The sequence below is a fragment of the Bradyrhizobium sp. SZCCHNS2022 genome (assembly GCF_032377575.1).
GTDB lineage: Bacteria > Pseudomonadota > Alphaproteobacteria > Rhizobiales > Xanthobacteraceae > Bradyrhizobium > Bradyrhizobium aeschynomenes.
This window is the reverse complement of the sequence record NZ_JAUHHZ010000001.1, coordinates 1,973,156-1,998,418: the sequence shown is the minus strand read 5'-3', so window position 1 is coordinate 1,998,418 and position 25,263 is coordinate 1,973,156. Positions and strand designations below refer to the sequence as shown.

Here is a 25,263-nt window from a genome sequence, read left to right as displayed (position 1 = left end):
GTGTGCCGGTTGGGGGGGGGCGGATCAGTACAGGCCGCGACCGCCCATGATGTCGCGGGCCTCATCGGCGCCGTCATTGCCGCTCGCTTGCCCCTGCGGGACGTAACGGCCGGCTTGATCGTAGGACACCGCGCGCGGATTATCGAGGCTGCGCCCCCGCGTCCGGCTCGATGCCGACAACTCGGAGGTCGCGTTGATCGAGGCCATGTCGGCCGAGCTGTTGCCCAGCGTATACGGCCGGCCCTCGGGCAGCGGGATCTCGCCGCGAATCGGATGGCTGGCGCCCATGTCGGGTACGAACGGCTTGGCCGAGGCGACGCGGACCAGTGACGGCGCCGGCGCAGGGATGCCGGTGCGCAAGGTCGCCATCAGCTGGGTGTCGTCGGAGCCTTCCAGCGGCGCGCGGCCGACATATTCGACACGCACCTTGGCGATGCCGTTGCCCTTGAACTCGAGCAGATCGGCCGCCTTGTTGGAGACATCGATCAGCCGGTTGCCGTGGTACGGGCCGCGATCATTGATGCGGACGATCAGTGATTTGCCGTTGGCGAGATTGGTGACGCGGGCATAGCTGGGCAGCGGCAGCGTCGGATGGGCGGCCGTCAGCGAGGTCATGTCGAACACCTCGCCATTGGCGGTCAGGCGGCCGTGAAAATCGTCGCCGTACCAGGAGGCCATGCCCTCGGCGCGATAGTTGGCGTCCTCTTCGGGGACGTAGGTCTTGCCGGCGACCGTATAGGGCTTCCCGATTCGGTACACGCCGCCCCCCTTCGGCACCGGCTCGCCAAAGCCGACGACGCGCGGGCTGGACGACACGCCGTATTTCGGATCGACCTTGCTGGCGAATTTGTTCGAGGAGGCGCAATTCGCGACCATCAGGCAGGCCAGGACAGCGACGGCACCGCGCGCCGCTCGTCCGACCGGATCTGTTTGACCAATCCCCATCGACCCCAATGACCACTTCAGCGGCTGTCGCCCTGCCCGCGCCAAGCCGCTCTTCCCCGAGTCGCATCCCCTGCAACTCAATGCACGAGACTAACGCAACCCGAACACGGCGGAAATGGGGTGGCCCCCGCCGTGGTTAACCGGAGCTTTCCCGCGGTTGTTCGCGGGGTGCAATAGCTGCCCGTGCGTGCATGTCCCCACGTCGCGATGTTGCGAGTGCACCTTTTTAGACACATATGTTGCGTGAAAACCTCACTTAGGACGGTTCTCATTTTCCGGGGCCTGAATCATTTTGACTGTGCAGGGCTGCACGTCGTTTCCTTCACACGGGGCGCAACAAGGGTGTGTTCACGATGATTGAAGCAATGACAGCGGTGATGGGCTTGGTTGGCGCCGGCATCTTCCTCGCTCATGCGTTTGAAGGGGTCCGGTCGCGGGCCTGAGTCTGGACGGATCGGACAGCCGACGTCACGGTCGGCTCTCGTCCGATGTTTTCGTCCGCTTCACTGGCGACACTTCAGGTGCAACCCTGAAGGTGACAGTTTCGACCGGCAGGTTTTCAAGACCGCGTCTTTTCTGATCCTCCGCTTCTTCCGATCGGTTTTCTTTTGCGACCGACCCTTTGCGATCGACCTTGGCGATCCGCCCGAGGCCGAACCGGCAACCCAGCCACAGCAGGTGGCCCATGCGACACCGAGATCTAGGACGTCAGGACTGGCTCACGGGCAGCTTTCTCGCCCTGACGGCATTGAGCATGGCCGTCTTGTGCTCGGGCCTGATGGTTTTCGCGCTCAGGTGAGCGCGAGCTTTGAGATCGATGGCATCCGGACAGGCGCGAATGCGCCGTTGACGAGCCGCAACCCCACCCCCTAAACAAGGATCGCGTCGATGCCGCGGTCATGCGTGGACGACGCCGACGTTCCGGACACGACGCCGGATGGAAGGGTGGCCGAGTGGTTTAAGGCACCGGTCTTGAAAACCGGCGTGCCCGCAAGGGTACCGTGGGTTCGAATCCCACCCCTTCCGCCAGACCCACTTTCATGGTCGATTCCGCTTTGAAGTTTCCTGCGGACGTTGCACGCGGTCTTTGCGGCAGCGCCGGTCTGATTGTGATTGCGACGGCCGATTCGACCGCGGTCGTCGCTGCTACATCGTCCCGCGCCTGAAAAATTCTTGGGCAAGGCGGACAGACTTGGCGGACGCGCAATGCTGTCGGTTTCGTTGGCTCATGGCTGCGCGAGGCAGTGGCGGGCAGATCCAATCGCCCCTTTGCTGCAGCGAGCCGGTTGACGACGCGCTTCGGGGACTGAGCTTGCCGGCCCTGGGGACCAGGCCGCTCAACTGTTCAGGCGCACGCCGTCGTGGCGGCGTGGAGCGCCATGCTCAGTCAATGGAGCTGCCGTCTCCGGCGTGACCCCGACCCGCTCCATCAGCTCGCGAACGTCGCTGATGCGGTGGTCGAGAAGCCGATAGGTCTCGCTCAACGTCCAGCGCAGCTCATCCAGCGCGCCCGGCGCCTCGTCCGGAAAATGCGCGAGATGATAGATCAGCTCGTTCAGCACCTGCCGCACGCCGTAGAGATCGTCGTGAGCGAGCTTCTGGACGTCGAGCTGGCCCAGCAGGCGCTGCACGAAGCTGCGGCGTTCGGCCGGCACGTGGCGCAGATCGACGAAGCGGTTGACGTGGAAAGCCCGCGGCGCTTCGGTGCTGCCGGCCGCATGGGCCAGCGCCGCGCGCACGCTGTCCAGAGCGAGGTCCTCGGTGTCGACCGACAGCGTATTCGGAAACAGGCCCTTGGACTTCTCGATCAGAGCGTGGGTCTTGTCGTAGTACCAGCCGAACTTTTCGGTCAGCGGCAGATCCAGCCATTGCTGCTTCGACATCTCGCCGAAGTGGAAAGCCGTCGGCCGCTTGCGCTGCGCGGCCGGCGAGTCGGCGTAGTAGAAGTGGTTCTCCGGCGCGACCTCGGCGTTCTCCGCCAGACTTGCGATGCAGGCCGCGCGGTCGCGGCGGCGCAGATGCACCAGCGTGACCTGGTCGCCGAGCAGCTCGGCGATGATCGGCAGCACGGCCGCATATCCATTGCCGACGACGCAGGCATGGGGGCAATCGAGAATCGTCTGGCGGATCTGATCCTCGAAGCCGGGATCGTTGGTTTCCTTGAGCTGGCAGAACAGCTCGTTGAGCTCGCCCGACGCCCACTCGTGCACCGCGCGGTCGCCGTTGCCCTGGTTGTCGAAGACCTCCTGCATCATCCGTGCGAGGGACGTCGTGCCGTCGCGCCCTGTCCCCACGCACAGCACGCGAAGCGCGGACCGCGGCGTATTCTTCAAGGCGGATCCGTCATGGCCGTTGCCGGCGCGGCGCGCGGAGCCATTGCCGAAGGCCGGCGTCGCGCGCGGTCGGGTCAGCCGGCGAAGCTCCGCGGATGCGGCCTCCCACTCCAGCCTGTAGCCGTCGCGCTCATCGCGCAGCCGGCCCATGATCACGCCCATCTCCTCGGTGATGCGCTTGTAGCGCTGCGCGTCATCCTTGGCAGCCTTCAACTCCGCCTGCACAGCTTCGATGAAGCGTTTCGCATCCGCATCGAGCCTCTCGGCGGTGCTCGCTTTGCCACGACCCAACCGAGATTCAATCCATCGGCGCACGCGCACTCTCGATAACAAAATGGCTCTCCACACCAGTCGGAAGCCGCCCGCCAGGATTAGCTTCGGGCACGTCTGGCTCAACAATGACCTCAGTGCAATCCAGACGCCGCCGCAGGGGCGTCTACGTCGCAACTCTATATATGCGAATTGATCGCAACGCACGTTAACATATATTTCAGCGCAAACTCTGCGGCTGTGATGGTGCCATGCGAAAGTTGTGCAACTCGCGGCGCGCACGTCATGACGCGGCTTAGCCGCCGCCGCCCGCCCGGTCAACGCGACCAAATGGACGCAGGGTAGCGGTCGCTGCAGACGGAACTAGCGCCGCCGGGGATCACCAGGCGCAGAGCGATCGTGAGCTGGGGGTGAGGTATGACACCTCGATCGGCCGCCAGCACTGGGCGTCGATGGAGGGCTGGACATGATCAGTCCAGTCGGAATTGCGCGAAAGGCGCTCGCGATAGCGCAACAGGCTGGCCTCGTCCTGATGACATTCGAGCCACACGAACACCGTCTCTCCCTCCCGGACCGGCAGCCTCGGGAAGCCGTTCGGGCTGTGCTCGCTGATGAGCATGGCCTCGATGCGCGCGCCCGCCTCGCGCAGGATCGGACGGGCGTGCTCGGAGAAGAAGCCGGCCAGAGCGGTCTCCTTTCCCGGCGCCAGTGAGCAGGTGCTCACGACGACGATGCCGCTGGCCGGCAACGAGCGGTTCCCTTCCTCGGCGCGCGGCAGATTGCCGGCGAACGGCAGCTCGGCCCCGGCCGGCTTCAGCAGCAGCACGTTGTCGGAATTGAGCATCGTCGCATTCGCCGCGGCGCGATGCGCGGCCCAGACATCGCCGCCATAGAACGACTGCAGCGCCTGCGTTCGCGCGTCCAGGTCGGCGAAGGAGCGCACCCAGACGAAGGCATTGGGATCGTCGCGATCCCTGAACTCCCCCTCGATGCGCATCCCCAGCGCCTCCTGCGGCTCGATGAAGGTGCTGTCGAACAGGTCGATCAGCGTGTCCCGTCCGTCAGGGCGCATGCGGTAGCGGCGCAGCTCGAAGATCGCATGATATTGCATGGCCGTGCTCCAACGGGTCAATCGTCCTGTTTTGTACAACAGGATGATTGACCCGTTTTGTCAAGCCGCTATTCTCTGGCCGAGATGAAGACATCCCGGCGAACCAACGATCCCGAGGGCGTGCGGCGGCGCATCGTCGACGCCGCCTACGACACGTTCGTCCGCCACGGTTATCTCGCCACGGGGATGCTGGAGATCCGCGAGAAGGCGTCAGTGTCGGGCGGTGCGATGGCGTACCATTTCCCGGCCAAGCGCGATCTCGGCCTCGCGGTGATTCAGGATCGCGTGGCGCAGGCGGTCGCGCAGACCTGGATCGCGCCACTGGAGGCTCATGCCGACGCGCCCTCCGCCATCGACGCCATCTTCGCGACCATCATCACCGAGCTGACCGGCAAGCGCGCCGTGTCCGGCTGCCCGCTGAACAACATGGCGATGGAAATTTCGGCGCATGACGCCGAGATGCGCCGCGCGCTCGATGCCATCTTCGCGGCCTGGCACGGCGCCCTGCGTGCGAAACTCTATGCCGACGTGCTCGCCGGCCGTGCCCGCGACCTGCATCCCGACAGCCTCGCAACTCTGGTGATTGCCGCCTATTCCGGGGCGATGGCGATGGCCAAGGCCCGCCAGGACGCCATTCCGCTGGTCGATGCGAGAGTCGAGCTGGCGGCGCTGCTCGCCGCCAAATACCGCGGCGCGATGCCGGCCGGTTGACGCAGTCGCAGCAGGCCAGGGCCGGCGCGCTGAACTAATCCAGCCCGCGTTCGCGGCTGAGGCGCACCATCTCATCGATGAAGATCTGCTTCTGCCTGTCGTCGAGGCTGGTGAAGAGCGGCTCGGAGGCGTCGGCCACCGCGCGCTGGTCGGCGGCGCGGTCGACGAGGAACTGCGCCTCGTTGCGCATCTGCTCGACGATGTCGTCAGGCGGATCGCGCTTCGCCCGCGCGATGCGCAGATTGAGCCGGTCGGCGCCGTTGCGGCCGAGCGCGTGCATGGCGTCGGCGAACGGACCCCAGCTCTTCGCCTGCTCCTCGGTCAGGTTCAGTCCGGCCTTCAGGCGCTCGACATTGGCGTCGCTGTTGGCGACGATCTGCTCGGCGGTGAGCTGCGGCGCGCCCGACTGCGTCAGCATCGGCGCGGCCTTTGCCACCTTCGTCTTCGTCGTCTTCGAGGGCTTCGCCTTCTTGCTTTCCGACGGCGGCGGCGCCGGTTGCGCACTGTGCTGGTCGCTGTTGCCGGTGAACGCTCCGGTCACGCCGGTGACCACGCCGACGACACCGCCGATCGCGCCGCCGAGCACGCCGCCGACCGGGCCCGCCGCCCTGTTGCCTTCGCGAGCTCCCTGCTCGACTCCTTTGAACAGGCCCTGCGCGGCAACCTGACGCGGCAGCACCGCTGCGCCGCCGAGCATCAGCAACAGGCCTGCTGCAACGCAGAGACGACGGCGCCTCACCCCCGTCCATCGGCTGAACGTCATCGGCTCGCACTCCCCTGCCAACACCAGGGAGACCACATCGACGAGATGAAGCGGCGGCCCCCGAGTCGCCAGAATTCTACCTTTGCCGCAACGCGCAAGTCCATCTGTCGGCATGCGGGCCGCGACGAGTCGCGGTGACCTCGCCTGCTTCCGTCTCCGCTTCGCGTTGCAGCGCTGTTCATTGCAACGCGATCAGTCGAGGCCCCTGCGACGAATTGCGCACGCCATTAGTTCTAAGTTTCGTCGCACCTGCTTTCTCGACAGCCGCGCGCAATTCTGCTCTGATTGCACTCAAGCGAAATCCATGCGTCGCATGACGCGACGCAATAACTAACAAGCTGGATTCGCATCAACAGAATGCTTGGCCCACCAGGGAGGGAACGCCATGTCACGGAGGAAGCTGAACCGCCGACAATTTGTTGCTGCGACCGCTGCCACTTCGGCGGTCATGATCGCCGCGCCCTATGTGCGCGGTGCCTATGCCGCCGGCAAGCTCTCGATGGGGTTCTGGGACCATTGGGTTCCCGGCGCCAATCAGGCTTCGACCGATCTCGTCAACGAATGGGCCGCCAAGGAGAAGGTCGAAGTCCAGATCGACTACATCACCAGCCAGGGCAAGAAGATCGAGCTGACGATCGCCGCCGAAGGGGCCGCCAAATCCGGACACGACCTGATGGCGATGCCGACCTGGTGGCCGCATGCGAATGCCGAGCTGCTGGAGCCGGTCAACGACATCATGGAGCCGATCATCAAGGAGAACGGCGAGGTCAACGGCACCGTCAAATATCTCGGACAATCGGGAGGCAAATGGCTCGCGGTGCCTGCCTGCGTGGGCAGCCAGATCAAGGGCCCCTGCACGCGCATCGACCTGATGAAGAAGCATGCCGGCATCGACGTGCAGGAACTGTATCCCGCCGGCGGCCCGCCGAAGGCCGACAGCTGGACGACGGAGACGTTCCTGAAGGCGGCGGAAGCCTGCCAGAAGGCCGGCGTTCCCTTCGGTATCGGACTCGGTGAGACCACCGACAGCGTCGACTCCGCCGGCGCCTTCTTCCAGGCGTTCGGCGCCGAGCTCGTGAATGCCAAGGGCGACGTCACTGTGAAGACCGACGCGGTGCGCCAGGCGCTGGAGTTCTACAAGCGGCTGATCGCGGCGCTGCCGCCGGATGTCGCCTCGTGGGACGACGCCTCGAACAACAAATGGCTGGTGTCCGGCAAGGGCGCGATGATCATGAATCCGCCGAGCGCCTGGGCGGTGGCCAAGCGCGACGCGCCGCAGATCGCCGAGCAGTGCTGGACCCACGGCTTCCCGGCCGGGCCGAAGGGCCGCTTCGCACCGTTCCTGCCCTATTTCTGGAGCATCTGGTCGTTCTCCAAGAACAAGGAGGCGGCCAAGAGCCTGATCGTGCATCTGTCGAAGCCGGCCTCGATCGAGAAGATGGTGGTGGCGAGCGGCGGCTACGACCTGCCCGCCTACGAAAAGCTGACCACGCTCAAGGTCTGGCAGGAGCAGGGACCGCCCAAGGGCACGCTCTATCACTATCCCAATCCCTATAATCACCAGACGCTGTCGATCGCGGCATCCCCTGCTCCGCCGAAGATCGCGCAGCAGATCTACGCGCAGGCGACCATGACCAAGATGTGCCTGCGCTACGCCCAGGGCGAGAAGATGGACGCAACCCTGGCCTGGGCCGAGGGCGAGTGCGAAGGCTTCATGCGCAGTTGAGCCGGCTTCGTTCGAACATGGACGGTCCGCATCCCGCGGGCCGTCCTCTCTGCGCCGTCTCCTTGGCGCCGTCTCCGTGCCCGCCCAGTGAAACCCGGCCGCAGCCGGGACCATCACGAGGAGCCCTTTCTCATGGTTGATGCCGCCATCGGCGAAGATTCCGTCGTCCGCCCGCGCAGGGCCGCCGGCCGCAAGGGCCTGCGTCATGCGCTGAAGCGCAAGTCGACCGTCGCTTTTCTTCTGACCCTGCCGCTGATCCTGCTGATCGCGCTGCTGGTGGTCTATCCCGCCATCTATTCGGTGCATCTGGCGACGCTGAACAAGTCGATGCAGCGCTTCGTCGGCTTCGGCAATTTCGAGTTCCTGTTCAAGCGCGACACGTTCTGGCTGGTCGTCAAGCAGTCCTGCATCTTCGCGATCACGGCCGTCGTGTTCAAGGCGCTGATCGGCTTCATCGTCGCGCATTTCGTCCACAACATCCCGGCCAAGGGCCAGCGCAAATGGCGCGGCATGCTGCTCGTGCCCTGGGTCATCCCGCCGGCGATGAGCACGCTCGCCTGGCTGTGGCTGTTCGATCCGTCCTACAGCGCCTTCAACTACACGCTCGCATTCTTCGGCATCGGGCCGATCCCGTGGACCGGCGATGCGGGCTGGGCGCGTTTCTCCGTGATCCTGGTCAACATCTGGTACGGCGCGCCGTTCTTCATGATCATGTATCTGGCGTCGCTGAAATCGGTGCCCGACCAGCTCTACGAGGCGGCCGCCATCGACGGCGCCAATTGGTGGCAGCGGATCTGGTACGTGACCTTGCCGATGATGCGCAACATCATCGCGATCACGACGCTGTTCTCGCTGATCGTCACCTTCGCCAATTTCGACATCGTCCGCATCCTCACCGCCGGCGGCCCGCTCGACAAGACGCACATCTTCGCGACCTGGGCGTTCCGCGTCGGCATCGAGGGCAGCGACATCCCGCTCGGCGCCAGCGTCTCGCTGTTCATGGTGCCGATCCTGGCGGTCGCCGCGATCTTCATCCTGCGCGACGTCAACAAGCGGGGGAACGAATCCTGATGAGCACGCTCACCGTCGACAAGGCCGGCCCGTCCCGCAACGTCAAATACGGCTCGATGAGCCGCGACCGCGCCTGGGCGCTGCGCTGGTCGTACTTCTTCCTGACCCTGTTCGCGATCTTCTCGCTGGTGCCGCCGCTCTACATGCTGATCACCTCGCTGAAGGGCAGCGCGGAAATCTCGGCGGCGACCAATCCGTGGTGGGTGTTCCACCCGACGCTGGAGAACTACATCGGGTTGCTGACCTCGAACCAGTTCCAGCGCTTCTTCTTCAACTCCGCCATGGTCTCGATCGTGGTCGTGATCATCACCATGCTGATCAGCATTCCCGCCGCCTTCGCGCTGTCGCGGATGAAGTTCTGGGGCTCGGCGACGCTCGCCACCGGCGTGTTTCTCACCTACCTCATTCCGGACAGCCTGCTGTTCATCCCGCTGTTCAAGATGTTCGCCCTGATCGGCGACGTCACGGGAATCCAGCTGATCAACCGCTGGTATGTGCTGCTGTTCATCTATCCGACGCTGACGGTGCCGTTCTGCACCTGGATCATGATCGGCTATTTCGCCTCGATCCCAAAGGAGCTCGACGAGGCCGCCATCATCGACGGCGCGTCCTGGCTGCAGACGCTCACGCGCATCTTCATTCCCGTCGCCCTGCCCGGCCTGATCGCCGCGACGATCTTCGCCTTCACCGTCTCCTGGGCGCAGTTCCTGTATCCGCTGGTGTTCACGACCTCGGCCGACCAGTTGGTGCTGCCGGTCGGCATCGTCACCACCCTGATCAAGGGCGACGTCTTCAACTGGGGACAGATCATGACCGGCGCGCTGCTCGGCGCGGCACCACCGCTGATCATCTACGCATTCCTGATGGACTATTACATCGCCGGATTGACCGCCGGCGCGACCAAAGGCTGAGACGGGGGTTGATCTGACATGGCTGAAGTGAGCTTACGCAAGGTCGTGAAGCGTTACGACGACGTCGAGGCCGTCCGGGGGATCGACCTCGACATCGCCGACCACGAGTTCGTCGTGCTGGTCGGCCCCTCCGGCTGCGGCAAGTCGACGACCTTGCGGATGATCGCGGGGCTCGAGGACATCTCCGACGGCGACATCTCGATCGGCGGCGACGTCGTCAACGACGTGCCGCCGAAGGACCGCGACATCGCGATGGTGTTCCAGAACTACGCCCTGTATCCGCACATGACGGTGGCGGAGAACATGTCGTTCGGGCTGCGCCTGAAGCACTATCCGAAGGCCGAGATCAGGAGCCGGGTGGCCGAGGCCGCGCGCATGCTGGACATCGCCGACCTCGTCGACCGCAAGCCGAAGCAGCTGTCCGGCGGCCAGCGCCAGCGCGTGGCGATGGGCCGCGCCATCGTGCGCAATCCCAAGGTGTTCCTGTTCGACGAGCCGCTGTCCAACCTCGACGCCAAGCTGCGCGTGCAGATGCGCATCGAGATCAAGAAGGTGCATCAGAAGGTCCGCACCACGACGGTGTACGTCACCCACGATCAGGTCGAGGCCATGACCCTGGCCGACCGCGTCGTGGTCATGAACAAGGGCCGCATCGAGCAGATCGGCACGCCGAACGAGCTGTATCATAATCCTGCGACGCGCTTCGTCGCCGGCTTCATCGGCTCACCCGCGATGAACTTCGTGCCGTGCCGTCTCGAGGAGGCCGAGGGCCGACTCCATCTGCGTCTCACGGACCGGATCTCGTTTCCGTTGCCGCCGGCGCGGGCGGCGCGCTATCAATCCGTGTCGCGGAATGAACCGCTGCAGCTGGGCATCAGGCCGGAGCACATCACCGAAACCAAGCCGCATGCCGAGCCCGGAATCGAGCCGTTCGAAGCGCTGCTCGAGGTCACCGAACCGATGGGGATGGAGACCCTGGTCTACTTCACCCTCAACGAGACGCCGGTCTGCGGTCGGGTCAGTCCCAATGCGGGCGCGCGGGATGGCAGCCCCCTGCGCATGGCAATGGACCTCAACAACATGCACCTGCTAAACGAGACCACGGGCCTCGTCATCTGACGAGGCCACCAAGAAACGTGGTTCAAGGGCAGGACATGAGCACCAGGACGGCAACCAACAAGAACAAGATCCTCGTCACGGAATCGTTCTCGGCCAAGGGACGCGCGCTGCTCGCGGCGCGCGACGACGTCGAGATGATCGAGTTCCCCAACATGATCTCGGCGGCCGACTTTTCTGCGCTGCTCACCTCCCACGCGCCCGTGCATGGCGTGGCTCTCGGCGCCACCCGTTTCGGCGAGCCGGAGCTCGTCGCCGCCGGCGACATGAAGGTGGTGACCCGGATCGGCGTCGGCTTCGACGCCGTCGATGTGCCTGCGCTGAGCAAGCACAAGGTGCCGCTGATGGTCGCGGGCACCGCGAACTCGCCGTCGGTTGCCGAGCAGGCGCTGTTCATGATGCTGACGCTCGCCAAGCGCGCCAACGAGATGCATGCGATGGTCAGGGACGGCACCTGGGGCTCGCGCCTCGGCGTGCTGCCGTTCGATCTCTACGGCAAGACCGTGCTGATCATCGGCTTCGGCCGCATCGGCACCCGCACCGCCAAGCGCTGCCTCGCGATGGAAATGCAGGTGCTGGTCCATGACCCCTACAAGCCCGCCGCCGAGATCACCGCCGCCGGCTGCGAGCCGGTCGCCGACCTCGATGCCGCGCTGCCGCGCGCCGACTTCGTCAGCATCCACTGCCCGAAGACGCCCGAGACCATCGGCCTGTTCAACGCCGCGCGTCTGCGGCTGATGAAGCCGACCGCGTATCTGATCAACACCGCCCGCGGTGGCCTGATCGACGAGGCTGCGCTCTATGATGCACTGGTATCAGGCCGGCTGGCCGGCGCCGGCCTCGACGTGTTCGAGCAGGAACCGCCACCGGTCGGCCATGCGCTGCATGCGCTGCCCAATGTGATCATGGCGCCGCACGTCGCCGGCGTGACCCGCGAGGCCGTGGACCGGATGAGCGAGCAGACCGCGCGCAACATTCTCAGCGTGCTGGACGGCACGCCGATTCGGCAGAACGTGATCAACCAGGACGTGCTGTAGTCGTCCGGTTCAGGCCATGGCCCTGCCTCATCGGCAATGAGGCAGGTGCCGGGCTGCATCACGTGAATGTCAGGATCTTTCTCCACCGCTTTGTTGCCCAATTTTCAACGCAATCTTGCAACCCGGCCAAATCCCGCTACAACTGTGACTATCGGTGCGGATGTTTGCGCGCGCCGGTAGGAACAGGGGCGGCCATGAGTGTTGCGACCGAGCACGCGCTCGCAACGATAGCGAGCATTCTGGATCAGCCTGAAGCCGCGAGGCCGGCAGACAGAGCGGGCTCGCCTTCGAAGAAGGCGGCCGCGACGGTCGTGTCCTTCGATCAGGCCGATGGCTATACCAAGATTGGACCGGGCCCGATCTCGGCGATCCGTTTCCGCTGGACGGCGCGGCGCGGCGAAGACGGCTACTACGTCGATGAGACGGTAGGGCCCACCTCGATCGCTGTGAGCAGTGGTCCGATGAGCGCCGAGGCCGCCGTCAAGACCGTCGATACCCGCGCGCGTGAGGCGATCGAGCGTTTCGAGGCGCTGAAGAACGAGATGACCGGCAAAGGCCCGACCGCGCCGACGGGCTCCGGCGGGAGCTAGCCGCGGCTCCCCAGATATAGACCGGCCCGGTGATCGCCGGCCCCTTTGTCGTCACGGCTGGTTTCAGCCCCCGCGGCCGAAGCTGCCTCGGTGCGGTGGAAACCCAGGCGTCTCCATCGCTCCACACGCGCAGCTTTGGACCATGGCGATCGCGCCATGTGGGCCGGCGGCGGTCGACGCTCTCTCCCCTCGTCCGGCGATATCGCCTCGTATAAGAATAGCCTCGTCCAATCCAAGCCGAGGTGTCGCATCATGGGGTTCTTCGATCGTCCGCTCTCCGTCCTGACCGGGCTCGTTCTCGTCTGCAGCCTCGCCGCTCCCGCGGCCGCGGACCAGGCCTCGCGCCTCGACGAGATCGTGCAGCGCGGCAGCCTGCGGGTCGGCATGACCGGCGACTACAAGCCCTTCACCTATCTCGACAAGGCCACGGCCAAGTTCTCCGGCTTCGACGTCGACATGGCCGAGTCGCTCGGCAAGGCGCTTGGCGTCAAGGTCGAGTTCGTGCCGACCAGCTGGCCGCAGCTGATGAAGGATTTCGAGGCCGACAAGTTCGACGTCGCCATGGGCGGTGTGTCGATCACGCTCGACCGCCAGAAGAAGGGCTACTTCTCGACGCCGATCATGCGCGAGGGCAAGACCCCGATTGCCCGCTGCACCGACACCTCCAAGTATCAGACGCTGTCCGACATCGACAAGCCGGGCACGCGCGTGGTCGTCAATCCCGGCGGCACCAACGAGCGTTTCGCTCGCGCCCACATCAAGGCCGCCGACATCCGCGTCCACAACGACAACACCACGATCTTCGAGGAGATCGCCAAGGGCGACGCCGACCTGATGATGACCGACGCCTCCGAGACGCGCTACCAGCAGAAGCTGCACCCCGGCGTGCTCTGCGCCGTCCATCCCGACAAGCCGTTCGACTTCTCCGAGAAAGCCTATTGGCTGCAGCGCGACGTGGCGCTCAAGGCGTTCGTCGACCAGTGGCTGCACATCTCGACCGAGAATGGCAGCTATCAGGCGATCTACAAGGCCTGGTTCGACTGAGGCGAGGGCCGCGGGCGAAGGTGCCGTTTTCGGACGTCATCATCGGCCGCCGCTCGCGGTCAGCAGCTGATCAAAAGCCGTTGCAACCCTTCACGGGAGCCATTTGCCGTCCCGCCCCGAAGCTGGACGACCCGCGCCTTCGTCGCGGTCGACACATCTGGGCAGTTACGTCAGCAATTCCAACAAGGAGATCGTTGTCAGGTGAGATGCAAGAAATTTTCTCTTGCGTTTTTCCGAAATCCATGGTTCACTGCGCGCATCCCGCCTCATCGAGAGGGGCGTTGCGCGCGATCGTCACGACACGCGAGGTGGGGAGGCGATGGCCGCGAGATGCCGAAAGCGTGCTTGCACGCGGACGGACGGCAGCTTGCGGACGTGAAGTCGCAGGGTCCTGATACCCCGACGCTGGTATCACCCGCGCAATGCGCAAGCATTGTCGCGGCATGGTGGCCAACAAGCCCGGCGCACCAGGGAGACTGCGTATAAGCGTTAAGACCGTCGCGCAGGGAATGCCGGTTGATCGGCAGCACCTGTGGTACCTGCCGCCTGCATTTTTTACGCAGGCGGGCCATGGGTGAGGCCCTCACCCGGCATTCCCTGCGCCCTCTTCTTCTACAGAGGGAGCCGACTGATGGATCACTCGGACGTCATGCGTCGCGAGAACGCGGTGTCTCGTTTTGGACGCTCTCTCAACACACTCGCCGTCATGTTTGGATCGCTCGTGCCACACAAATGGTGTCGTCCCGGCCTCCGAGCCGGGACCCAGACTCACAGGCCGAAGTTTGTAGCAGGCGCGGAGAGGCAGTGGACGACAACACCACAGCCGGTGGTTATGGGTCCCGGCTCGGAGGCCGGGACGACAGTCGCGTGTGTTGCTGCACCTCGGCTCATCGCGACGAGGCAGCGGCAGCCTGGGCCGCCCTCAGCCGTTGCGATAGGTGTAGCTGTAGCCGTTGATCGCGGGAGCGCCGCCGAGATGGGCGTAGAGCACCTTCGAGCCCTCCGGGAAGTAGCCCTTCTTGACGAGGTCGATCATGCCCTGCATCGACTTGCCCTCGTAGACCGGGTCGGTGATCATCGCCTCGGTGCGGGCGGCCAAGCGGATGGCCTCGTTGGTTTCGGCGCTCGGCACGCCATAGGCCGGATAGGCGTAGTCGTTGAGGATGACGATCTCGTCGTCGCGCACCTTGCGGCCGAGCTCGACCAGTTCCGCGGTGTTGTCGACGATCTGCCGCACCTGGCTGCGGGTCTGCTCCGGCGTGCCGGAGGCGTCGATGCCGATGACGCGGTCGGCGCGGCCGTCGGCGGCGAAGCCGACGATCATGCCGGCCTGGGTCGAGCCGGTGACGACGCAGACGATGATGTAGTCGAACTTGATGCCCATCTCGGCTTCCTGCGCCCTCACCTCCTCGGCGAAGCCGACATAGCCGAGACCGCCGAACTTGTGCACGGAGGCGCCGGCCGGAATGCCGTAGGGCTTGCCGCCGGCATCCTTCACCGACTGGATCGCGTTCTCCCAGCTCTTGCGGATGCCGATGTCGAAGCCGTCCTCGACGATGCGGCTGTCGGCGCCCATCAGGCGGGTCATCAGGATGTTGCCGACGCGGTCATAGACGGCGTCCTCGTGCGGCACCCAGCTCTCCTGCACCACGACGCACTTCATGCCGATCTTGGCCGCGGTCGCCGCCACCATGCGGGTGTGGTTGGACTGCACGCCGCCGATCGAGACCAGCGTGTCGGCATTGGATTCGATCGCGTCGGGCACGATGTATTCGAGCTTGCGCAGCTTGTTGCCGCCCATAGCGAGGCCGGAATTGCAATCGTCGCGCTTGGCATAGATCTGCACCTTGCCGCCGAGCGCTGCGGTCAGGCGCGGCAGATGCTCGATGGGCGTGGCACCGAAGGTCAGCGGATACTTCTTGAACTTGTCGAGCCGAAGCACGGGATCTCTCCGTGGGTGGTGAAATGGATCAAGCGAAACATACGAGAAAGCCGACGAAAGGTGCTCTCTTTATTGGTCCGTTCTTTCGTGCTTACGTCGAGGACGAGCCGATATGGCGGTATATTCCATCACTGGATCAGCAATCGATGAAAGAAACTTCCGAAGCCGATCTCGACCGCGTCGACCGTCGCATTCTGCAGCTGCTGCAGAAGGACGGCCGCATGAGCAATGCCGAGCTGGCCGCAGCCGTCCATGTCAGCCCTGCGACCTGCCATCGCCGCACCCAGCGGCTGTTCGAGGCGGGCTACATCAAGAGCGTGCGCGCGCAGATCGCGCCCGAGAAGGTCGAGCGCAGCGCGCTGGTGCTGGTCGGCGTCGTACTCGATCGCTCCACGCCTGAGAGCTTCCGCACCTTCGAGGCCGCGATCCGCAAGCTGAAATTCGTGCTCGATTGCCATCTGGTCGCGGGCGATTTCGACTTCTTCCTCAAGATCCGCGTCAGAGACATGCAGGACTTCAACCGCATGCATGGCGACCAGTTGATCTCGCTGCCCGGCGTGCGACAAACGCGCACCTTCTTCGTGATGAAGGAGGTTGTCGACAATGCGCCGCTCGATTTCTGAGCAGGCCGTCCATTGAACCGACCTCGCTGCATCAGCGACTTAACTGCGCGTGAGCTCGCTCACATCAGCAACCGACATTGCGGAGATCCTGATGAAGAGGCTGTTGGCCGTTGCTGCCGTGGTTCTGGCCAGCAGTGCCGCCCATGCGCAATACGTCATCGAGTACGGCGGCAAGACGATCCGCATCGATCCCGACCGCGGCACCGTGCAGATCCCGGGCGTCTACGACAATACCGAGCAGAAGAAGACCAAGCGCACCAAGCGCGATCAGGACAGCGCGGCCAAGCCGCAGCCCGGTTCGGACAAGCAGGCGCCAGCCGAGGCGGCCGTCACGCCGGCTCCGCCAGCGCAGGCTCCGGCAGTGGTGGCTCCGGCGCCGATGGCCCCGGCCCCGACGGCCGTCGCCCCCACGAGCCCGCCGCCTGCTCCTGCTCCGGTTGCGCCTGCTCCCGTCCAGGCGGCTGCGCCGCCGACGCCGCCACCTGCAGCGGCCCCCGTCGCACCAGCCGAACCAGCTGCCAAGACGGCAGCCCCCGCTGCGCCTCCCGCCGCTGCATCGGCCGCGGCCGCTCCTGCCGCGGCTCCAGCACCCGTCGCGGCCTCACCGCGACCGGCCCAGGCCCCGCCCGCCGTGACGACCGCAGCAGCGCCGCCGACGGCACCACCGCCCGCTGCGCGCGATCCGAACTCTCCCGTCGGGATCTGGCTGACCGAGGAGAAGGAAGGCAAGATCCGCATCGAGCCGTGCGGGACCAATCTGTGCGGCTACGCGGTCGACGCCAAGACCAACCAGAACGGCGAGCAGATCCTGATCAACATGCGTCCGAGCGACAAGACGCAGGAGAAGAAGTGGAGCGGCCGCATCTTCGATCCGAACAGCGGCAGCACCTACGACTCGACCATCGCACTGAAGGGATCGGACAGTTTGCGCGTGCAGGGCTGCGCCTTCGGCGGCATGTTCTGCGGCGGCCAGACCTGGACGCGGGTGAACTGAGCGTTGCGGCTTCAAGACAAAAGCGCGCGGCCTCTCGACCGCGCGCTGCACGTTTCATCAGTCGAGGATCAGCCGACCGGCGTCGCGTATTCCTCGTCGGTGACGTGCTCCATCCAGTTCGAGTAGACGCCGTCGAGCGCCTCCTGCATGGCGATGTGGGTCATCTCGTTGTCAGGCGAAGCGCCGTGCCAGTGCTTCTCGCCCGGCGGGATGAAGATGACGTCGCCCGGCCGGATCTCGCGCACCGGACCACCCTTGGCCTGGATGCGGCCGATGCCGGAGACCACATAGAGCGTCTGTCCGAGCGGATGGGTGTGCCAAGCCGTGCGCGCGCCCGGCGCGAACGAGACGCGCGAGGCGTTGAGGCGCGCAGGCGCCGGCGCCATGATCAGCGGGTCCTGCAGCACGTTGCCGGTGAAGTACTCGGCGGGGGCCTTGCGCGTGGCGCGCGAGCCGGCGGGATGGAAGTCCATGATGTGCCTTTCTGGAGCTGTCGCTCGCGTGTGAGCTTACTTCTTCGACGCCGCGTAGCGCGCCTTGGTCTCGGCATTCATCGGATAGAGGCCCGGCAGCACGGCTCCCTTGTTCACCTCGTCGACGATCCAGGCCTCCATGCGCTCCTGCTCGGGACCTTCGGCCAGCACGTGATCGAGCATCGCTTGCGGGATCAGCACGGCGCCGTCCTGGTCGGCCACGATGACGTCGTTCGGGAACACGGCGACGCCGCCGCAGCCGATCGCCTCGCCCCAGCCGACGAAGGTCAGGCCCGCGACCGACGGCGGCGCGGCATAGCCGTCGCACCACACCGGAAGCCCGGTGCCCATCACGCCTTCGAGGTCACGCACCACGCCGTCGGTGATCAGCGCGGTCACGCCGCGCTTGACCATGCGGGCGCAGAGGATGTCGCCGAAGATGCCGGCGTCCTTGACGCCCATCGCATCGACCACCGCGATGCAGCCCTCGGGCATGGCCTCGATCGCGGTGCGGGTGGAGATCGGCGACGACCAGGATTCCGGCGTCGCCAGATCCTCGCGCGCCGGCACGAAGCGCAAGGTGAAGGCGGGACCGACCAGCCGCTTCTGTCCCGGGCGCAGCGGCTTGGCGCCGCGCAGCCAGACATTGCGCAACCCCTTCTTCAGCAGGACCGTCGTGATGGTCGCAGTGGTGACTTGAGAGAGGGTGGCGATGGCTTCGGGAGTGAGGGACATCTTGAGACTGGCGCTCCAACAGGCTGGCTAAAACGGCAGGCGCATCTTGCGAGCGGCGGTCGCCGCGTCAAGGCCTCGCGGCGTGCGCCCGCTGCATGCGGGGTTGCGCGGCCCGATAAAGTTCTCTTATCGCAGAACATCCGATTAATTTATTGAATTTTCGAGACTTTTTGCCTTTCACCCAATTCCACTCGCAACTGAAAACGGCTAGATCAGGGACCAGCAACGCGGATCACTTCGGACCAATGGCCGACCCTTTTCTCCCTCCTCGCCTGCTGCCCAGCGGCGACAGCGCTCTGACCGTCGAGTTCAGCCGGACCATCGACGAGACCGCGAACCGGCGCGTCCTCGCGCTCGATCACGCACTGGCGGCGGCTGCGATCGACGGCATCACCGAGACCGTGCCGACCTATCGCTCGCTGCTGGTGCATTACGATCCCGGCGTCATCGACTACGAGGCGCTCAGCGCAAGGCTGCTTGCGCTGTCGGCCGGGTCGCTCGCACCGGACACCGAGGTCAGGCGCTGGCGGGTTCCGGTCTGCTATGGCGGCGAGAATGGCATCGACCTCGAGGACGTCGCCAAGGCGCTCGGCATCACGCCGGACGATGTCGTCGCGCGCCACGTCGCCGGCACCTATCGCGTCGCGATGATCGGCTTCACGCCGGGCTGGTCCTATCTCTCCGGCCTCGATCCGTCGCTACAGATGTCGCGCCGGCAAAACCCGCGTCTGGCGACCCCGGCGGGCATCGTCGCGATCGGCGGCATCCAGACCGGCATCCAGTGCCTCGCCGGTCCCTGCGGCTGGCACCTGCTCGGCCGCACCGCGATGCGAACCTTCCAGCTGCATCGCGAGCCGACTTTTCTGCTCGAGCCCGGCGACGAGGTCAGCTTCTACGCCGTGGATGAGAAGACGTTTGCCGAGCAGGAGCGTGCGGCGGAACACGGCGAGCTGATCGCCGAGCGGATCGCCGCATGAGCACGCTCATCGTCTCGCAGATCGGCCCGGCAAGTTCCGTCCAGGATGGCGGACGCTTCGGTGCGCAACGCTATGGGCTGACGCCGTCGGGCGCGATGGACAAGCTGTCGCTGGCCGCGGCGAACAGCCTGGTCGGCAATGCGCTGATGGCGGCTGCGATCGAGATCGGGCCGTTCGGCGCGACGTTCACGGCGAAGGGCGGCGCGGTGCGCGTCGCGTTGTGCGGCGCGCCGCGGCCGGTTGAGGTCGCCAAGCGCCAGGTCGACATGAACACGTCGGTGACGCTGAACGAGGGCGAGAAGCTCGCGCTCGGTTTTGCGCGCGGCGGCTCGTTCAGCTATCTCGCGATCGAAGGCGGCCTACCGGGCGAGCCGATGTTCAACAGCCTCTCGGTCAATGCCCGTGCCGGCCTCGGCAGCCCCTACCCGCGGCCGCTGCAGGCCGGCGACGTGTTCGACGTCGCGCCAGCCGGCCAGACGCCGGAGATGCAGATCGATGTGCCGAAGCTGAGCGGCCCGATCAGGGTGGTGATGGGTCCACAGGACGACGAGTTCAGCGACGAGATGAAGGCGCTGTTCCTCCGCAGCAACTGGATGGTCTCGGCGACCAGCGACCGCATGGGTTATCGGCTCGAGGGCCCCGTCATCAGCCATCTGCACGGCCACAACATCGTCTCGGACGGCACCGTCGAGGGCAGCATCCAGGTGCCCGGCAACGGTTCGCCGATCGTGCTGATGTCGGATCGCGGCACCAGCGGCGGCTATCCGAAGATTGCGACCGTCATCACGGCCGATTTCGGTCGCCTGGCGCAGACGCCGGCCGGCACGCCGTTCCGCTTCCAGGCGGTCGGCATGGCCGAGGCACAGGCCGAGCTGCGCCGCTACAAGGACCTGATGCGCAGCCTGCCCGGCCGCGTCACCGAGCTTGTGAGCAGTGATTTCAACATCGATGCGCTGTTCACGGCCAATGTGGCCGGGCATGCCGTCAGTGCGACCGACGTCACGACCTGGCTCGGAGCGGCGCCCGACTAACGATCGTATCTCATCAACGAGCGGACCATCACATGACCAGCACCGTCGATCTGAACTGCGACCTCGGAGAAAGCTTTGGCCCTTGGGAGATGGGCAACGACGCCGCGATGATCGATCTGGCGACCTCCGTCAACGTCGCCTGCGGCTTTCACGCCGGCGATGCCGACATCATGCGCCGGACGGTGGAGATGGCGAAAGCGAAAGGCGTCAGCGTCGGCGCGCATCCCGGTTATCGCGACCTCCACGGCTTTGGCCGACGCCCGGTGCCGGGGCTGACATCATCGGAGGTCGAGAACCTCGTCGCCTATCAGATCGGTGCGTTGCAGGCGATCGCCACCGTGGCCGGCCACAAGGTCACGCATGTCAAGGCGCATGGCGCGCTGTCCAACGTCGCCTGCGAGGACGACATGACGGCCAACGCGATCGCCAACGCGATCAAGGCCGTCGATCCCAGCCTGATCTTCGTGGTGCTCGCGAACTCGAAGCTGGTGACCGCTGGAGAAAAAGCCAATCTGTCGATGGCGCACGAGGTGTTCGCCGACCGCGCCTATGACGACAACGGCCTCCTGGTGTCGCGCAGCAAGCCGGGCGCGGTGCTGCACGATCCCAAGCTGATTGCCGATCGCGTCGTGCGCATGGTCCAGGACGGAGCGGTCGTCTCAGTGACGGGCAAGGTGATGAAGATGCGCACCGACACCGTCTGCATCCACGGCGACACCGCCGGCGCCGTCGAGATCGCCCGCGAGGTGCGCAGGGCGCTCGACGCGGCCGGCATCAGGGTGGCGCCGTTCAAGACGGCGCCGTGATCGAAGGAACCTGATCAGAACGGATGGGTGAAGGGCATGCCCAGCGTGATGGCCCCGATCAGCGCGAGTGCGCCGTAGAGGGCGACCAGTGCCGCCGTGGCGCCGCGCTCGCGAATGGCGCGAGCCTGGGGCATCTGTCGCAGGGGCGTCGAAAGCGTCCGCATGGCTGGTCTCCTGAAGTTCCGGCCATGAGAAAAGCGCTCTCACGGGCCGATGCAAGGCAACCGCGCAAATAACGACAAGCCCCGCGTTTCGGGTCCGCTTGGAACCAAAAAATTCTCGGCCGCTGTCCCGGCCGAGAATTTTATCCGCGGGGTTCCATGCACGGTGAACGCGTCAATAAACGTCGAGCTGGAACCGGCCCTTCTTCTTGAGGTCGGCGACGAAGCTGACGGCCTCGTCGGTCGATCGCGCGCCGAACTGGGCGACGATGTCCACCAGGGCACGCTCCACGTCCTTGGCCATGCGCTTGGCGTCGCCACAGATGTAGAGATGCGCGCCATCGGCGAGCCAGGTCCACACCTCGCGGCCGACCTCGCGCATGCGGTCCTGGACGTAGAACTTCTTGTCGCCGTCGCGCGACCACGCCAGGGACAACCGCGTCAGCAGGCCGGCGGTCTTCATCGCGTTGAGCTCGTCGGCGTAGAAGAAGTCGCAGTCGCTGCGCTGATGGCCGAAGAACAGCCAGTTCTTGCCCGGCGCCCCGGTCGCCCTGCGGTCGTGCAGGAAGGCGCGGAACGGCGCGATGCCGGTGCCCGGGCCGACCATGATGATCGGCGTCTTCGGATCGGCCGGCAGCGCGAAGCCATGCGCCTTCTGGACGTAGACGCGGAGCTTATCGCCGGGATTGATCCGCTCGGCCAGGAACGTCGATGCGAGGCCGAGACGCTTGCGCTTGCCGATGACGTAGCGGACGCAGTCGACGGTCAGCGACAGTTTTCCGGGCGTCGCGTTGTGCGACGAGGAGATCGAGTACAGCCGCGGCTGCAGCGGCTCCAGCGCCTCGACGAAGGCCTCAGGATGCGGCCGCACGCCGGAGAACTTCTGCAGCACCGCCATGACGTCGAGCGTCGCGGCATCGCCATCGGGATCCTCGCCCTGCGCCAGCCGTCGCGCCTTCTCGCGCGTCGCGCCGCCCGTGATGAAGGAGATCAGCTCGAACAGCGAATCCGGCGCGGGCGACAGCGAGACGTCCTCGAGCAGGCATTGCCGCAGCGACTTGCCGTTGACCTCGGTCATGTGCGAGGCGCCCAGCAGCGCGATGATCTGATCGACGAGGCCAAGATCGTTCTTGGCGAAGATGCCGAAGGAATCGCCGACCACATAATCGAGCCCCGCCTCGGCGAGATCGAACTCGATGTGCCAGGTCTCCTTCTCGGAGCCCGACTTGTTGAGCAGACGCCGCGACAGGAACGTCGCCTCGACCGGATTGTCGCGCGATCGGCCGGGCGCGCTGACGACCAGGGAGACGGCTGTGGGGGTCGTGGCAACGGCAGCGGGCTTGGCCGCAGGCGCCTTGTCGATCTCCTCATACAGCGCCTTCACCATCCGCGCGGTTTCCTTGCCGCCGGGCACGCACAGGTTCAGCCGCGCCTCGCTGCGATCGGCGATCGCATCCGAATAGTCGCTGCAATTGTAGCCGCACTGGCCGCAGTCCTGCTGTGCCATGGCCGCCATCAGGCGCCGGCGCAACGGACGCCCCTCGGCGAGCTTCATCCGCTCGGCGATCGGCAGGGTCTGGTCGTGCCATGGCGCCTCGCCGTCATCGGCATCGCCTGCGGGCGCCAGCACCGCGCCGTTCTGCGCAGGCGGCAATGCCGTCGATCCATCAAGACCGAGTGCACCGGCGAGGAAGCCGTTGAGCCAGGAACGCTGGGCCTCGGAGAACGGCGCCGTCGCGGGAATGATCTCGATCTTCGGCTCGATCTTCGACATGGGGGTGATCTGGTTCATGCTGACACCTCGGACGTCGTGTGGGCTTCGGCGAGCTGGCGCAGCGCGTCGCCATCGTGGCGGCGGGCGAAGGACAGGAAGGTCTCTTCGGGCGAAGCGCGGTGGGCGAGATAGGCCTTGAGCAGTTTCTCGACGAAGCGCGGCGCGTCCGCCGCCTTGAGGTCGCGATAGACCTCGCGGCCGATATCGGCCTGCGGGCCGAAGCCGCCGCCGGCGAACAGATGATAGCCCTCGACAGTGTCGTCGCCCTCGCCGACGGGCACCTTCGCCGCGATCATGCCGATGTCGCTGATGTAGTGCTGGGCGCAGGAGTGATGGCAGCCGGTGAGATGGATGTTGAGGGGCGTGTCGATGTCGACCCTGCTCTCGCACCAATCGCCGATCTCCGCCGCATGCTTCTTGGTGTTCGCTGCCGCGAACTTGCACCCGGCATTGCCGGTGCACGCGATCAAGCCCGCGCGGATGTGCGAAGCCTTCGTCGAGAGCCCGATCTGCTCGATCGCCGCGCAGGCCAATGCGACCTTGTCGTCGCTCACACCCGACAACAACAAGTTCTGCCACACGGTCAGCCGGATCTCGCCGTCGCCGAGATCGGCCGCGATCTTGGCGAGCGCCCGCATCTGATCGGTCGTCAGCTTGCCCAGCGGCAGCACCACGCCGATCCAGTTCAGCCCCGGCTGCTTCTGCGGGTGCACCCCGACATGCGCCATGCGATCGGACTCCGGCCGCGGCGCAAGCGCCTCGTCCGGCACGCGCGCGAGCTTGCGGCCGAGCCTTGCCTCGACCGCTTCCATGAACTTGTCATGGCCCATGCTGTCGAGCACGTATTTGAGCCGCGACTTCAGCCGATTGGTGCGATCGCCGGTCTCGATGAACAGCCGCACGATGGCGTCCGCCACTTCGGTGGCGCGCTCCGGCTCGACGATGATTCCCGTCGGCTTTGCGAAATCCTTGTGGCCGGTGATGCCGCCGAGGCCGAGTCTGAACCACACGCCCGGCGTCACGCCGAAGCCGTCCTTCACCTCGACCGCCGAGAAAGCGATGTCATTGGTGTCCTCCAGCGCCGCGATCCGGCCGGCGCCGTCGAAGGCGACGTTGAACTTGCGCGGCAGGCCATACAGCGAGCGGTCGTTGAGGATGTGGAAGTGCCATTCGCGCGCATAGGGCCGCGTATCCAAGAGCTCCTGCGGATCGATGCCGGCGGTCGGCGTGCCCGTCACGTTGCGGATGTTGTCGGCGCCGGAGCCGCGCGCGGTCAGGCCGAGATCCGAAAGTCCCTCCAGCAGCAGCACGGCATGCTTGGGCGGGATCTCGCGCAGCTGCAGATTGGCGCGCGTGGTGACGTGGCTGTAGGGACCGCAGAGTTGATCGGCGAGATCGGCCAGGCCGCTCAGCTGCCAATGCTTCATGATGCCGTTGGGAATGCGCAGCCGGCACATGTAGGAGTCCTGCGCCGGTGCAACGTGGAACAGGCCGAAATAGCGCCAGCGGAAATTGTCGGCTGCCGAGGGCGCCGCGTTGCTGCGGGCCTGCTGCTTCAGCCGCTCGTAGGCGTCGAACGGATGCAGCTCGCGCTTGACCTTCTCCTGGTCGGCGAGTTTGCGGCCTGCCGCGATGACTTTGTCCTGCGCCTTGATATGGATGGCGTCCGGCCCGGTCGGCTCGGAGGCCGTGACGGCTGCGGCCTGGACACGGCCGCCCAGATTGACCTTGAGGCCGGCAGCCAACCCTTCCAGGTAGCGCTTCTGCTCGTCGTTGAAGTCGACTGACAAAGGTTCGATTTTCATGATGGCGGACGAAGCTCCAGCGGCCACGGCGATTGGCGTTCGGGGATGGGATGAGGATCGCGTCGTCCGAAACGGCCGGCATTGGCTTGGTTTCAGATGAGCGGTCCGACCAGCTTCGTTGCTGCGGAAATCCGGCACGGATTGCAGTCAGCGGCATCTGCGGCGGCCGACTGCACTGCAATATTCAAGTTGCGTGCCAGCTTCGAGGGAGAGGAAATGCAGGATAAAACAATGGGATGTGCGAATCGGCGAAAGCGCGTTCGCCGGCTCAAGCCCTGAAATGCGGGCACTCCGCCCAAAAAATGGTCGGGTGG

At 65.5% G+C, this 25,263-nt stretch carries 24 protein-coding genes and 1 tRNA gene; 14 read left to right on the top strand and 11 right to left on the bottom strand.

The window, feature by feature from the left end:
* Positions 1 to 24: 24 nt before the first annotated feature.
* Both QXZ94_RS08885 and QXZ94_RS08880 read right to left on the bottom strand, forming a co-directional pair.
* Positions 25 to 945, bottom strand: a complete 921-nt coding sequence (locus tag QXZ94_RS08885) for a septal ring lytic transglycosylase RlpA family protein (protein WP_315720093.1) — start codon at positions 943 to 945, stop codon at positions 25 to 27.
* Positions 946 to 1,413: 468 nt separating this feature from the next.
* Positions 1,414 to 1,632, bottom strand: a complete 219-nt coding sequence (locus QXZ94_RS08880) for a hypothetical protein (RefSeq protein WP_315720092.1) — start codon at positions 1,630 to 1,632, stop codon at positions 1,414 to 1,416.
* 252 nt (positions 1,633 to 1,884) lie between these two features.
* Here QXZ94_RS08880 and QXZ94_RS08875 point away from each other — a divergent pair.
* Positions 1,885 to 1,974, top strand: a tRNA-Ser gene (locus QXZ94_RS08875).
* A 308-nt stretch (positions 1,975 to 2,282) separates the two neighbouring features.
* On the opposite strand, the gene QXZ94_RS08870 is transcribed toward QXZ94_RS08875, so the two are convergent.
* Positions 2,283 to 3,569 (bottom strand): hypothetical protein, encoded by a 1,287-nt coding sequence (locus QXZ94_RS08870; protein ID WP_315720091.1) that lies wholly within the window; start codon positions 3,567 to 3,569, stop codon positions 2,283 to 2,285.
* A 358-nt stretch (positions 3,570 to 3,927) separates the two neighbouring features.
* Positions 3,928 to 4,659 carry an NIPSNAP family protein gene (locus tag QXZ94_RS08865; protein ID WP_315720090.1) on the bottom strand — a complete coding sequence of 244 codons (732 nt, stop codon included), beginning with the start codon at positions 4,657 to 4,659 and terminating at the stop codon, positions 3,928 to 3,930.
* Between the two features lie 57 nt (positions 4,660 to 4,716).
* On the opposite strand from QXZ94_RS08865, the gene QXZ94_RS08860 reads away from it, so the two are divergent.
* The gene (locus tag QXZ94_RS08860) at positions 4,717 to 5,370 is read left to right on the top strand and encodes a TetR/AcrR family transcriptional regulator (protein WP_315720089.1); all 654 of its coding nucleotides are present in this window, start codon (positions 4,717 to 4,719) and stop codon (positions 5,368 to 5,370) included.
* 34 nt (positions 5,371 to 5,404) lie between these two features.
* On the opposite strand, the gene QXZ94_RS08855 is transcribed toward QXZ94_RS08860, so the two are convergent.
* Positions 5,405 to 6,067: a Spy/CpxP family protein refolding chaperone gene (locus tag QXZ94_RS08855; RefSeq protein WP_315726162.1), complete on the bottom strand. Its 663-nt coding sequence runs from the start codon at positions 6,065 to 6,067 to the stop codon at positions 5,405 to 5,407.
* A 451-nt stretch (positions 6,068 to 6,518) separates the two neighbouring features.
* Between QXZ94_RS08855 and QXZ94_RS08850 the strand changes: the two genes are divergently transcribed.
* The 7 genes from QXZ94_RS08850 to QXZ94_RS08820 all read left to right on the top strand — a co-directional run bounded on the left by QXZ94_RS08850 (position 6,519) and on the right by QXZ94_RS08820 (position 13,628).
* Positions 6,519 to 7,859 (top strand): ABC transporter substrate-binding protein, encoded by a 1,341-nt coding sequence (locus QXZ94_RS08850; protein ID WP_315720088.1) that lies wholly within the window; start codon positions 6,519 to 6,521, stop codon positions 7,857 to 7,859.
* 132 nt (positions 7,860 to 7,991) lie between these two features.
* A complete protein-coding gene (locus QXZ94_RS08845) occupies positions 7,992 to 8,930 on the top strand; it encodes a sugar ABC transporter permease (RefSeq protein WP_315720087.1) in 939 nt (312 codons plus the stop codon).
* Positions 8,930 to 9,841, top strand: coding sequence for a carbohydrate ABC transporter permease (locus QXZ94_RS08840; RefSeq protein ID WP_315720086.1), 912 nt, complete (start codon positions 8,930 to 8,932; stop codon positions 9,839 to 9,841). Before QXZ94_RS08845 ends, QXZ94_RS08840 begins: the two co-directional genes overlap by 1 nt.
* Positions 9,842 to 9,859: 18 nt before the next feature.
* Positions 9,860 to 10,960: a sn-glycerol-3-phosphate ABC transporter ATP-binding protein UgpC gene (locus QXZ94_RS08835; protein WP_315720085.1), complete on the top strand. Its 1,101-nt coding sequence runs from the start codon at positions 9,860 to 9,862 to the stop codon at positions 10,958 to 10,960.
* Positions 10,961 to 10,995: 35 nt separating this feature from the next.
* Complete coding sequence (locus tag QXZ94_RS08830; protein ID WP_315720084.1) at positions 10,996 to 11,994, top strand: hydroxyacid dehydrogenase; 999 nt, start codon at positions 10,996 to 10,998, stop codon at positions 11,992 to 11,994.
* 194 nt (positions 11,995 to 12,188) lie between these two features.
* Positions 12,189 to 12,584: a hypothetical protein gene (locus QXZ94_RS08825; RefSeq protein WP_315720083.1), complete on the top strand. Its 396-nt coding sequence runs from the start codon at positions 12,189 to 12,191 to the stop codon at positions 12,582 to 12,584.
* Between the two features lie 252 nt (positions 12,585 to 12,836).
* On the top strand, positions 12,837 to 13,628 hold the full coding sequence (locus QXZ94_RS08820; protein ID WP_315720082.1) for a transporter substrate-binding domain-containing protein: 792 nt from the start codon (positions 12,837 to 12,839) through the stop codon (positions 13,626 to 13,628).
* 922 nt (positions 13,629 to 14,550) lie between these two features.
* Here QXZ94_RS08820 and QXZ94_RS08815 read toward each other — a convergent pair.
* A complete protein-coding gene (locus QXZ94_RS08815; RefSeq protein ID WP_172108925.1) occupies positions 14,551 to 15,570 on the bottom strand; it encodes a 1-aminocyclopropane-1-carboxylate deaminase in 1,020 nt (339 codons plus the stop codon).
* A gap of 146 nt (positions 15,571 to 15,716) precedes the next feature.
* Between QXZ94_RS08815 and QXZ94_RS08810 the strand changes: the two genes are divergently transcribed.
* The gene (locus QXZ94_RS08810; RefSeq protein ID WP_172131834.1) at positions 15,717 to 16,193 is read left to right on the top strand and encodes an Lrp/AsnC family transcriptional regulator; all 477 of its coding nucleotides are present in this window, start codon (positions 15,717 to 15,719) and stop codon (positions 16,191 to 16,193) included.
* 91 nt (positions 16,194 to 16,284) lie between these two features.
* Positions 16,285 to 17,187, top strand: coding sequence for a DUF2147 domain-containing protein (locus tag QXZ94_RS08805; RefSeq protein ID WP_315720081.1), 903 nt, complete (start codon positions 16,285 to 16,287; stop codon positions 17,185 to 17,187).
* A 68-nt stretch (positions 17,188 to 17,255) separates the two neighbouring features.
* On the opposite strand, the gene QXZ94_RS08800 is transcribed toward QXZ94_RS08805, so the two are convergent.
* Positions 17,256 to 17,660, bottom strand: a complete 405-nt coding sequence (locus QXZ94_RS08800; RefSeq protein ID WP_172131836.1) for a cupin domain-containing protein — start codon at positions 17,658 to 17,660, stop codon at positions 17,256 to 17,258.
* Between the two features lie 36 nt (positions 17,661 to 17,696).
* Complete coding sequence (locus QXZ94_RS08795; RefSeq protein ID WP_006613956.1) at positions 17,697 to 18,395, bottom strand: ribonuclease activity regulator RraA; 699 nt, start codon at positions 18,393 to 18,395, stop codon at positions 17,697 to 17,699.
* Between the two features lie 245 nt (positions 18,396 to 18,640).
* Here QXZ94_RS08795 and pxpB point away from each other — a divergent pair, with 245 nt between their 5' ends.
* Genes pxpB through QXZ94_RS08780 form a run of 3 tightly spaced genes read left to right on the top strand, consistent with a single transcriptional unit; the run spans position 18,641 to position 21,209 of the window.
* Positions 18,641 to 19,372: a 5-oxoprolinase subunit PxpB gene (pxpB, locus tag QXZ94_RS08790; RefSeq protein ID WP_315720080.1), complete on the top strand. Its 732-nt coding sequence runs from the start codon at positions 18,641 to 18,643 to the stop codon at positions 19,370 to 19,372.
* Positions 19,369 to 20,403 carry a biotin-dependent carboxyltransferase family protein gene (locus QXZ94_RS08785; RefSeq protein ID WP_315720079.1) on the top strand — a complete coding sequence of 345 codons (1,035 nt, stop codon included), beginning with the start codon at positions 19,369 to 19,371 and terminating at the stop codon, positions 20,401 to 20,403. The genes pxpB and QXZ94_RS08785 overlap by 4 nt, the downstream gene beginning before the upstream one ends.
* Before the next feature lie 32 nt (positions 20,404 to 20,435).
* On the top strand, positions 20,436 to 21,209 hold the full coding sequence (locus tag QXZ94_RS08780; protein ID WP_315720078.1) for a 5-oxoprolinase subunit PxpA: 774 nt from the start codon (positions 20,436 to 20,438) through the stop codon (positions 21,207 to 21,209).
* 14 nt (positions 21,210 to 21,223) lie between these two features.
* Here QXZ94_RS08780 and QXZ94_RS08775 read toward each other — a convergent pair whose 3' ends face one another.
* From QXZ94_RS08775 to QXZ94_RS08765, 3 genes are all read right to left on the bottom strand, one after another.
* Positions 21,224 to 21,373 carry a hypothetical protein gene (locus tag QXZ94_RS08775; protein ID WP_315720077.1) on the bottom strand — a complete coding sequence of 50 codons (150 nt, stop codon included), beginning with the start codon at positions 21,371 to 21,373 and terminating at the stop codon, positions 21,224 to 21,226.
* Between the two features lie 172 nt (positions 21,374 to 21,545).
* Entirely contained in the window at positions 21,546 to 23,162 is a 1,617-nt protein-coding gene (locus tag QXZ94_RS08770; protein WP_315720076.1) for a sulfite reductase subunit alpha, read from the bottom strand.
* Positions 23,159 to 24,949, bottom strand: a complete 1,791-nt coding sequence (locus QXZ94_RS08765; RefSeq protein WP_315720075.1) for a NirA family protein — start codon at positions 24,947 to 24,949, stop codon at positions 23,159 to 23,161. The genes QXZ94_RS08770 and QXZ94_RS08765 overlap by 4 nt, the downstream gene beginning before the upstream one ends.
* Positions 24,950 to 25,263 lie beyond the last annotated feature (314 nt).

Coding starts and splice junctions, on each gene's coding strand:
- QXZ94_RS08775 (WP_315720077.1), bottom strand. CDS start 21,373: ATGCGGACGCTTTCGACGCCCCTGCGACAGATGCCCCAGGCTCGCGCC.
- QXZ94_RS08850 (WP_315720088.1), top strand. CDS start 6,519: ATGTCACGGAGGAAGCTGAACCGCCGACAATTTGTTGCTGCGACCGCT.
- QXZ94_RS08835 (WP_315720085.1), top strand. CDS start 9,860: ATGGCTGAAGTGAGCTTACGCAAGGTCGTGAAGCGTTACGACGACGTC.
- QXZ94_RS08795 (WP_006613956.1), bottom strand. CDS start 18,395: ATGTCCCTCACTCCCGAAGCCATCGCCACCCTCTCTCAAGTCACCACT.
- QXZ94_RS08885 (WP_315720093.1), bottom strand. CDS start 945: ATGGGGATTGGTCAAACAGATCCGGTCGGACGAGCGGCGCGCGGTGCC.
- QXZ94_RS08780 (WP_315720078.1), top strand. CDS start 20,436: ATGACCAGCACCGTCGATCTGAACTGCGACCTCGGAGAAAGCTTTGGC.
- pxpB (WP_315720080.1), top strand. CDS start 18,641: ATGGCCGACCCTTTTCTCCCTCCTCGCCTGCTGCCCAGCGGCGACAGC.
- QXZ94_RS08845 (WP_315720087.1), top strand. CDS start 7,992: ATGGTTGATGCCGCCATCGGCGAAGATTCCGTCGTCCGCCCGCGCAGG.
- QXZ94_RS08785 (WP_315720079.1), top strand. CDS start 19,369: ATGAGCACGCTCATCGTCTCGCAGATCGGCCCGGCAAGTTCCGTCCAG.
- QXZ94_RS08810 (WP_172131834.1), top strand. CDS start 15,717: ATGAAAGAAACTTCCGAAGCCGATCTCGACCGCGTCGACCGTCGCATT.
- QXZ94_RS08825 (WP_315720083.1), top strand. CDS start 12,189: ATGAGTGTTGCGACCGAGCACGCGCTCGCAACGATAGCGAGCATTCTG.
- QXZ94_RS08770 (WP_315720076.1), bottom strand. CDS start 23,162: ATGAACCAGATCACCCCCATGTCGAAGATCGAGCCGAAGATCGAGATC.
- QXZ94_RS08800 (WP_172131836.1), bottom strand. CDS start 17,660: ATGGACTTCCATCCCGCCGGCTCGCGCGCCACGCGCAAGGCCCCCGCC.
- QXZ94_RS08865 (WP_315720090.1), bottom strand. CDS start 4,659: ATGCAATATCATGCGATCTTCGAGCTGCGCCGCTACCGCATGCGCCCT.
- QXZ94_RS08805 (WP_315720081.1), top strand. CDS start 16,285: ATGAAGAGGCTGTTGGCCGTTGCTGCCGTGGTTCTGGCCAGCAGTGCC.
- QXZ94_RS08840 (WP_315720086.1), top strand. CDS start 8,930: ATGAGCACGCTCACCGTCGACAAGGCCGGCCCGTCCCGCAACGTCAAA.
- QXZ94_RS08880 (WP_315720092.1), bottom strand. CDS start 1,632: ATGGGCCACCTGCTGTGGCTGGGTTGCCGGTTCGGCCTCGGGCGGATC.
- QXZ94_RS08830 (WP_315720084.1), top strand. CDS start 10,996: ATGAGCACCAGGACGGCAACCAACAAGAACAAGATCCTCGTCACGGAA.
- QXZ94_RS08855 (WP_315726162.1), bottom strand. CDS start 6,067: ATGCTCGGCGGCGCAGCGGTGCTGCCGCGTCAGGTTGCCGCGCAGGGC.
- QXZ94_RS08765 (WP_315720075.1), bottom strand. CDS start 24,949: ATGAAAATCGAACCTTTGTCAGTCGACTTCAACGACGAGCAGAAGCGC.
- QXZ94_RS08820 (WP_315720082.1), top strand. CDS start 12,837: ATGGGGTTCTTCGATCGTCCGCTCTCCGTCCTGACCGGGCTCGTTCTC.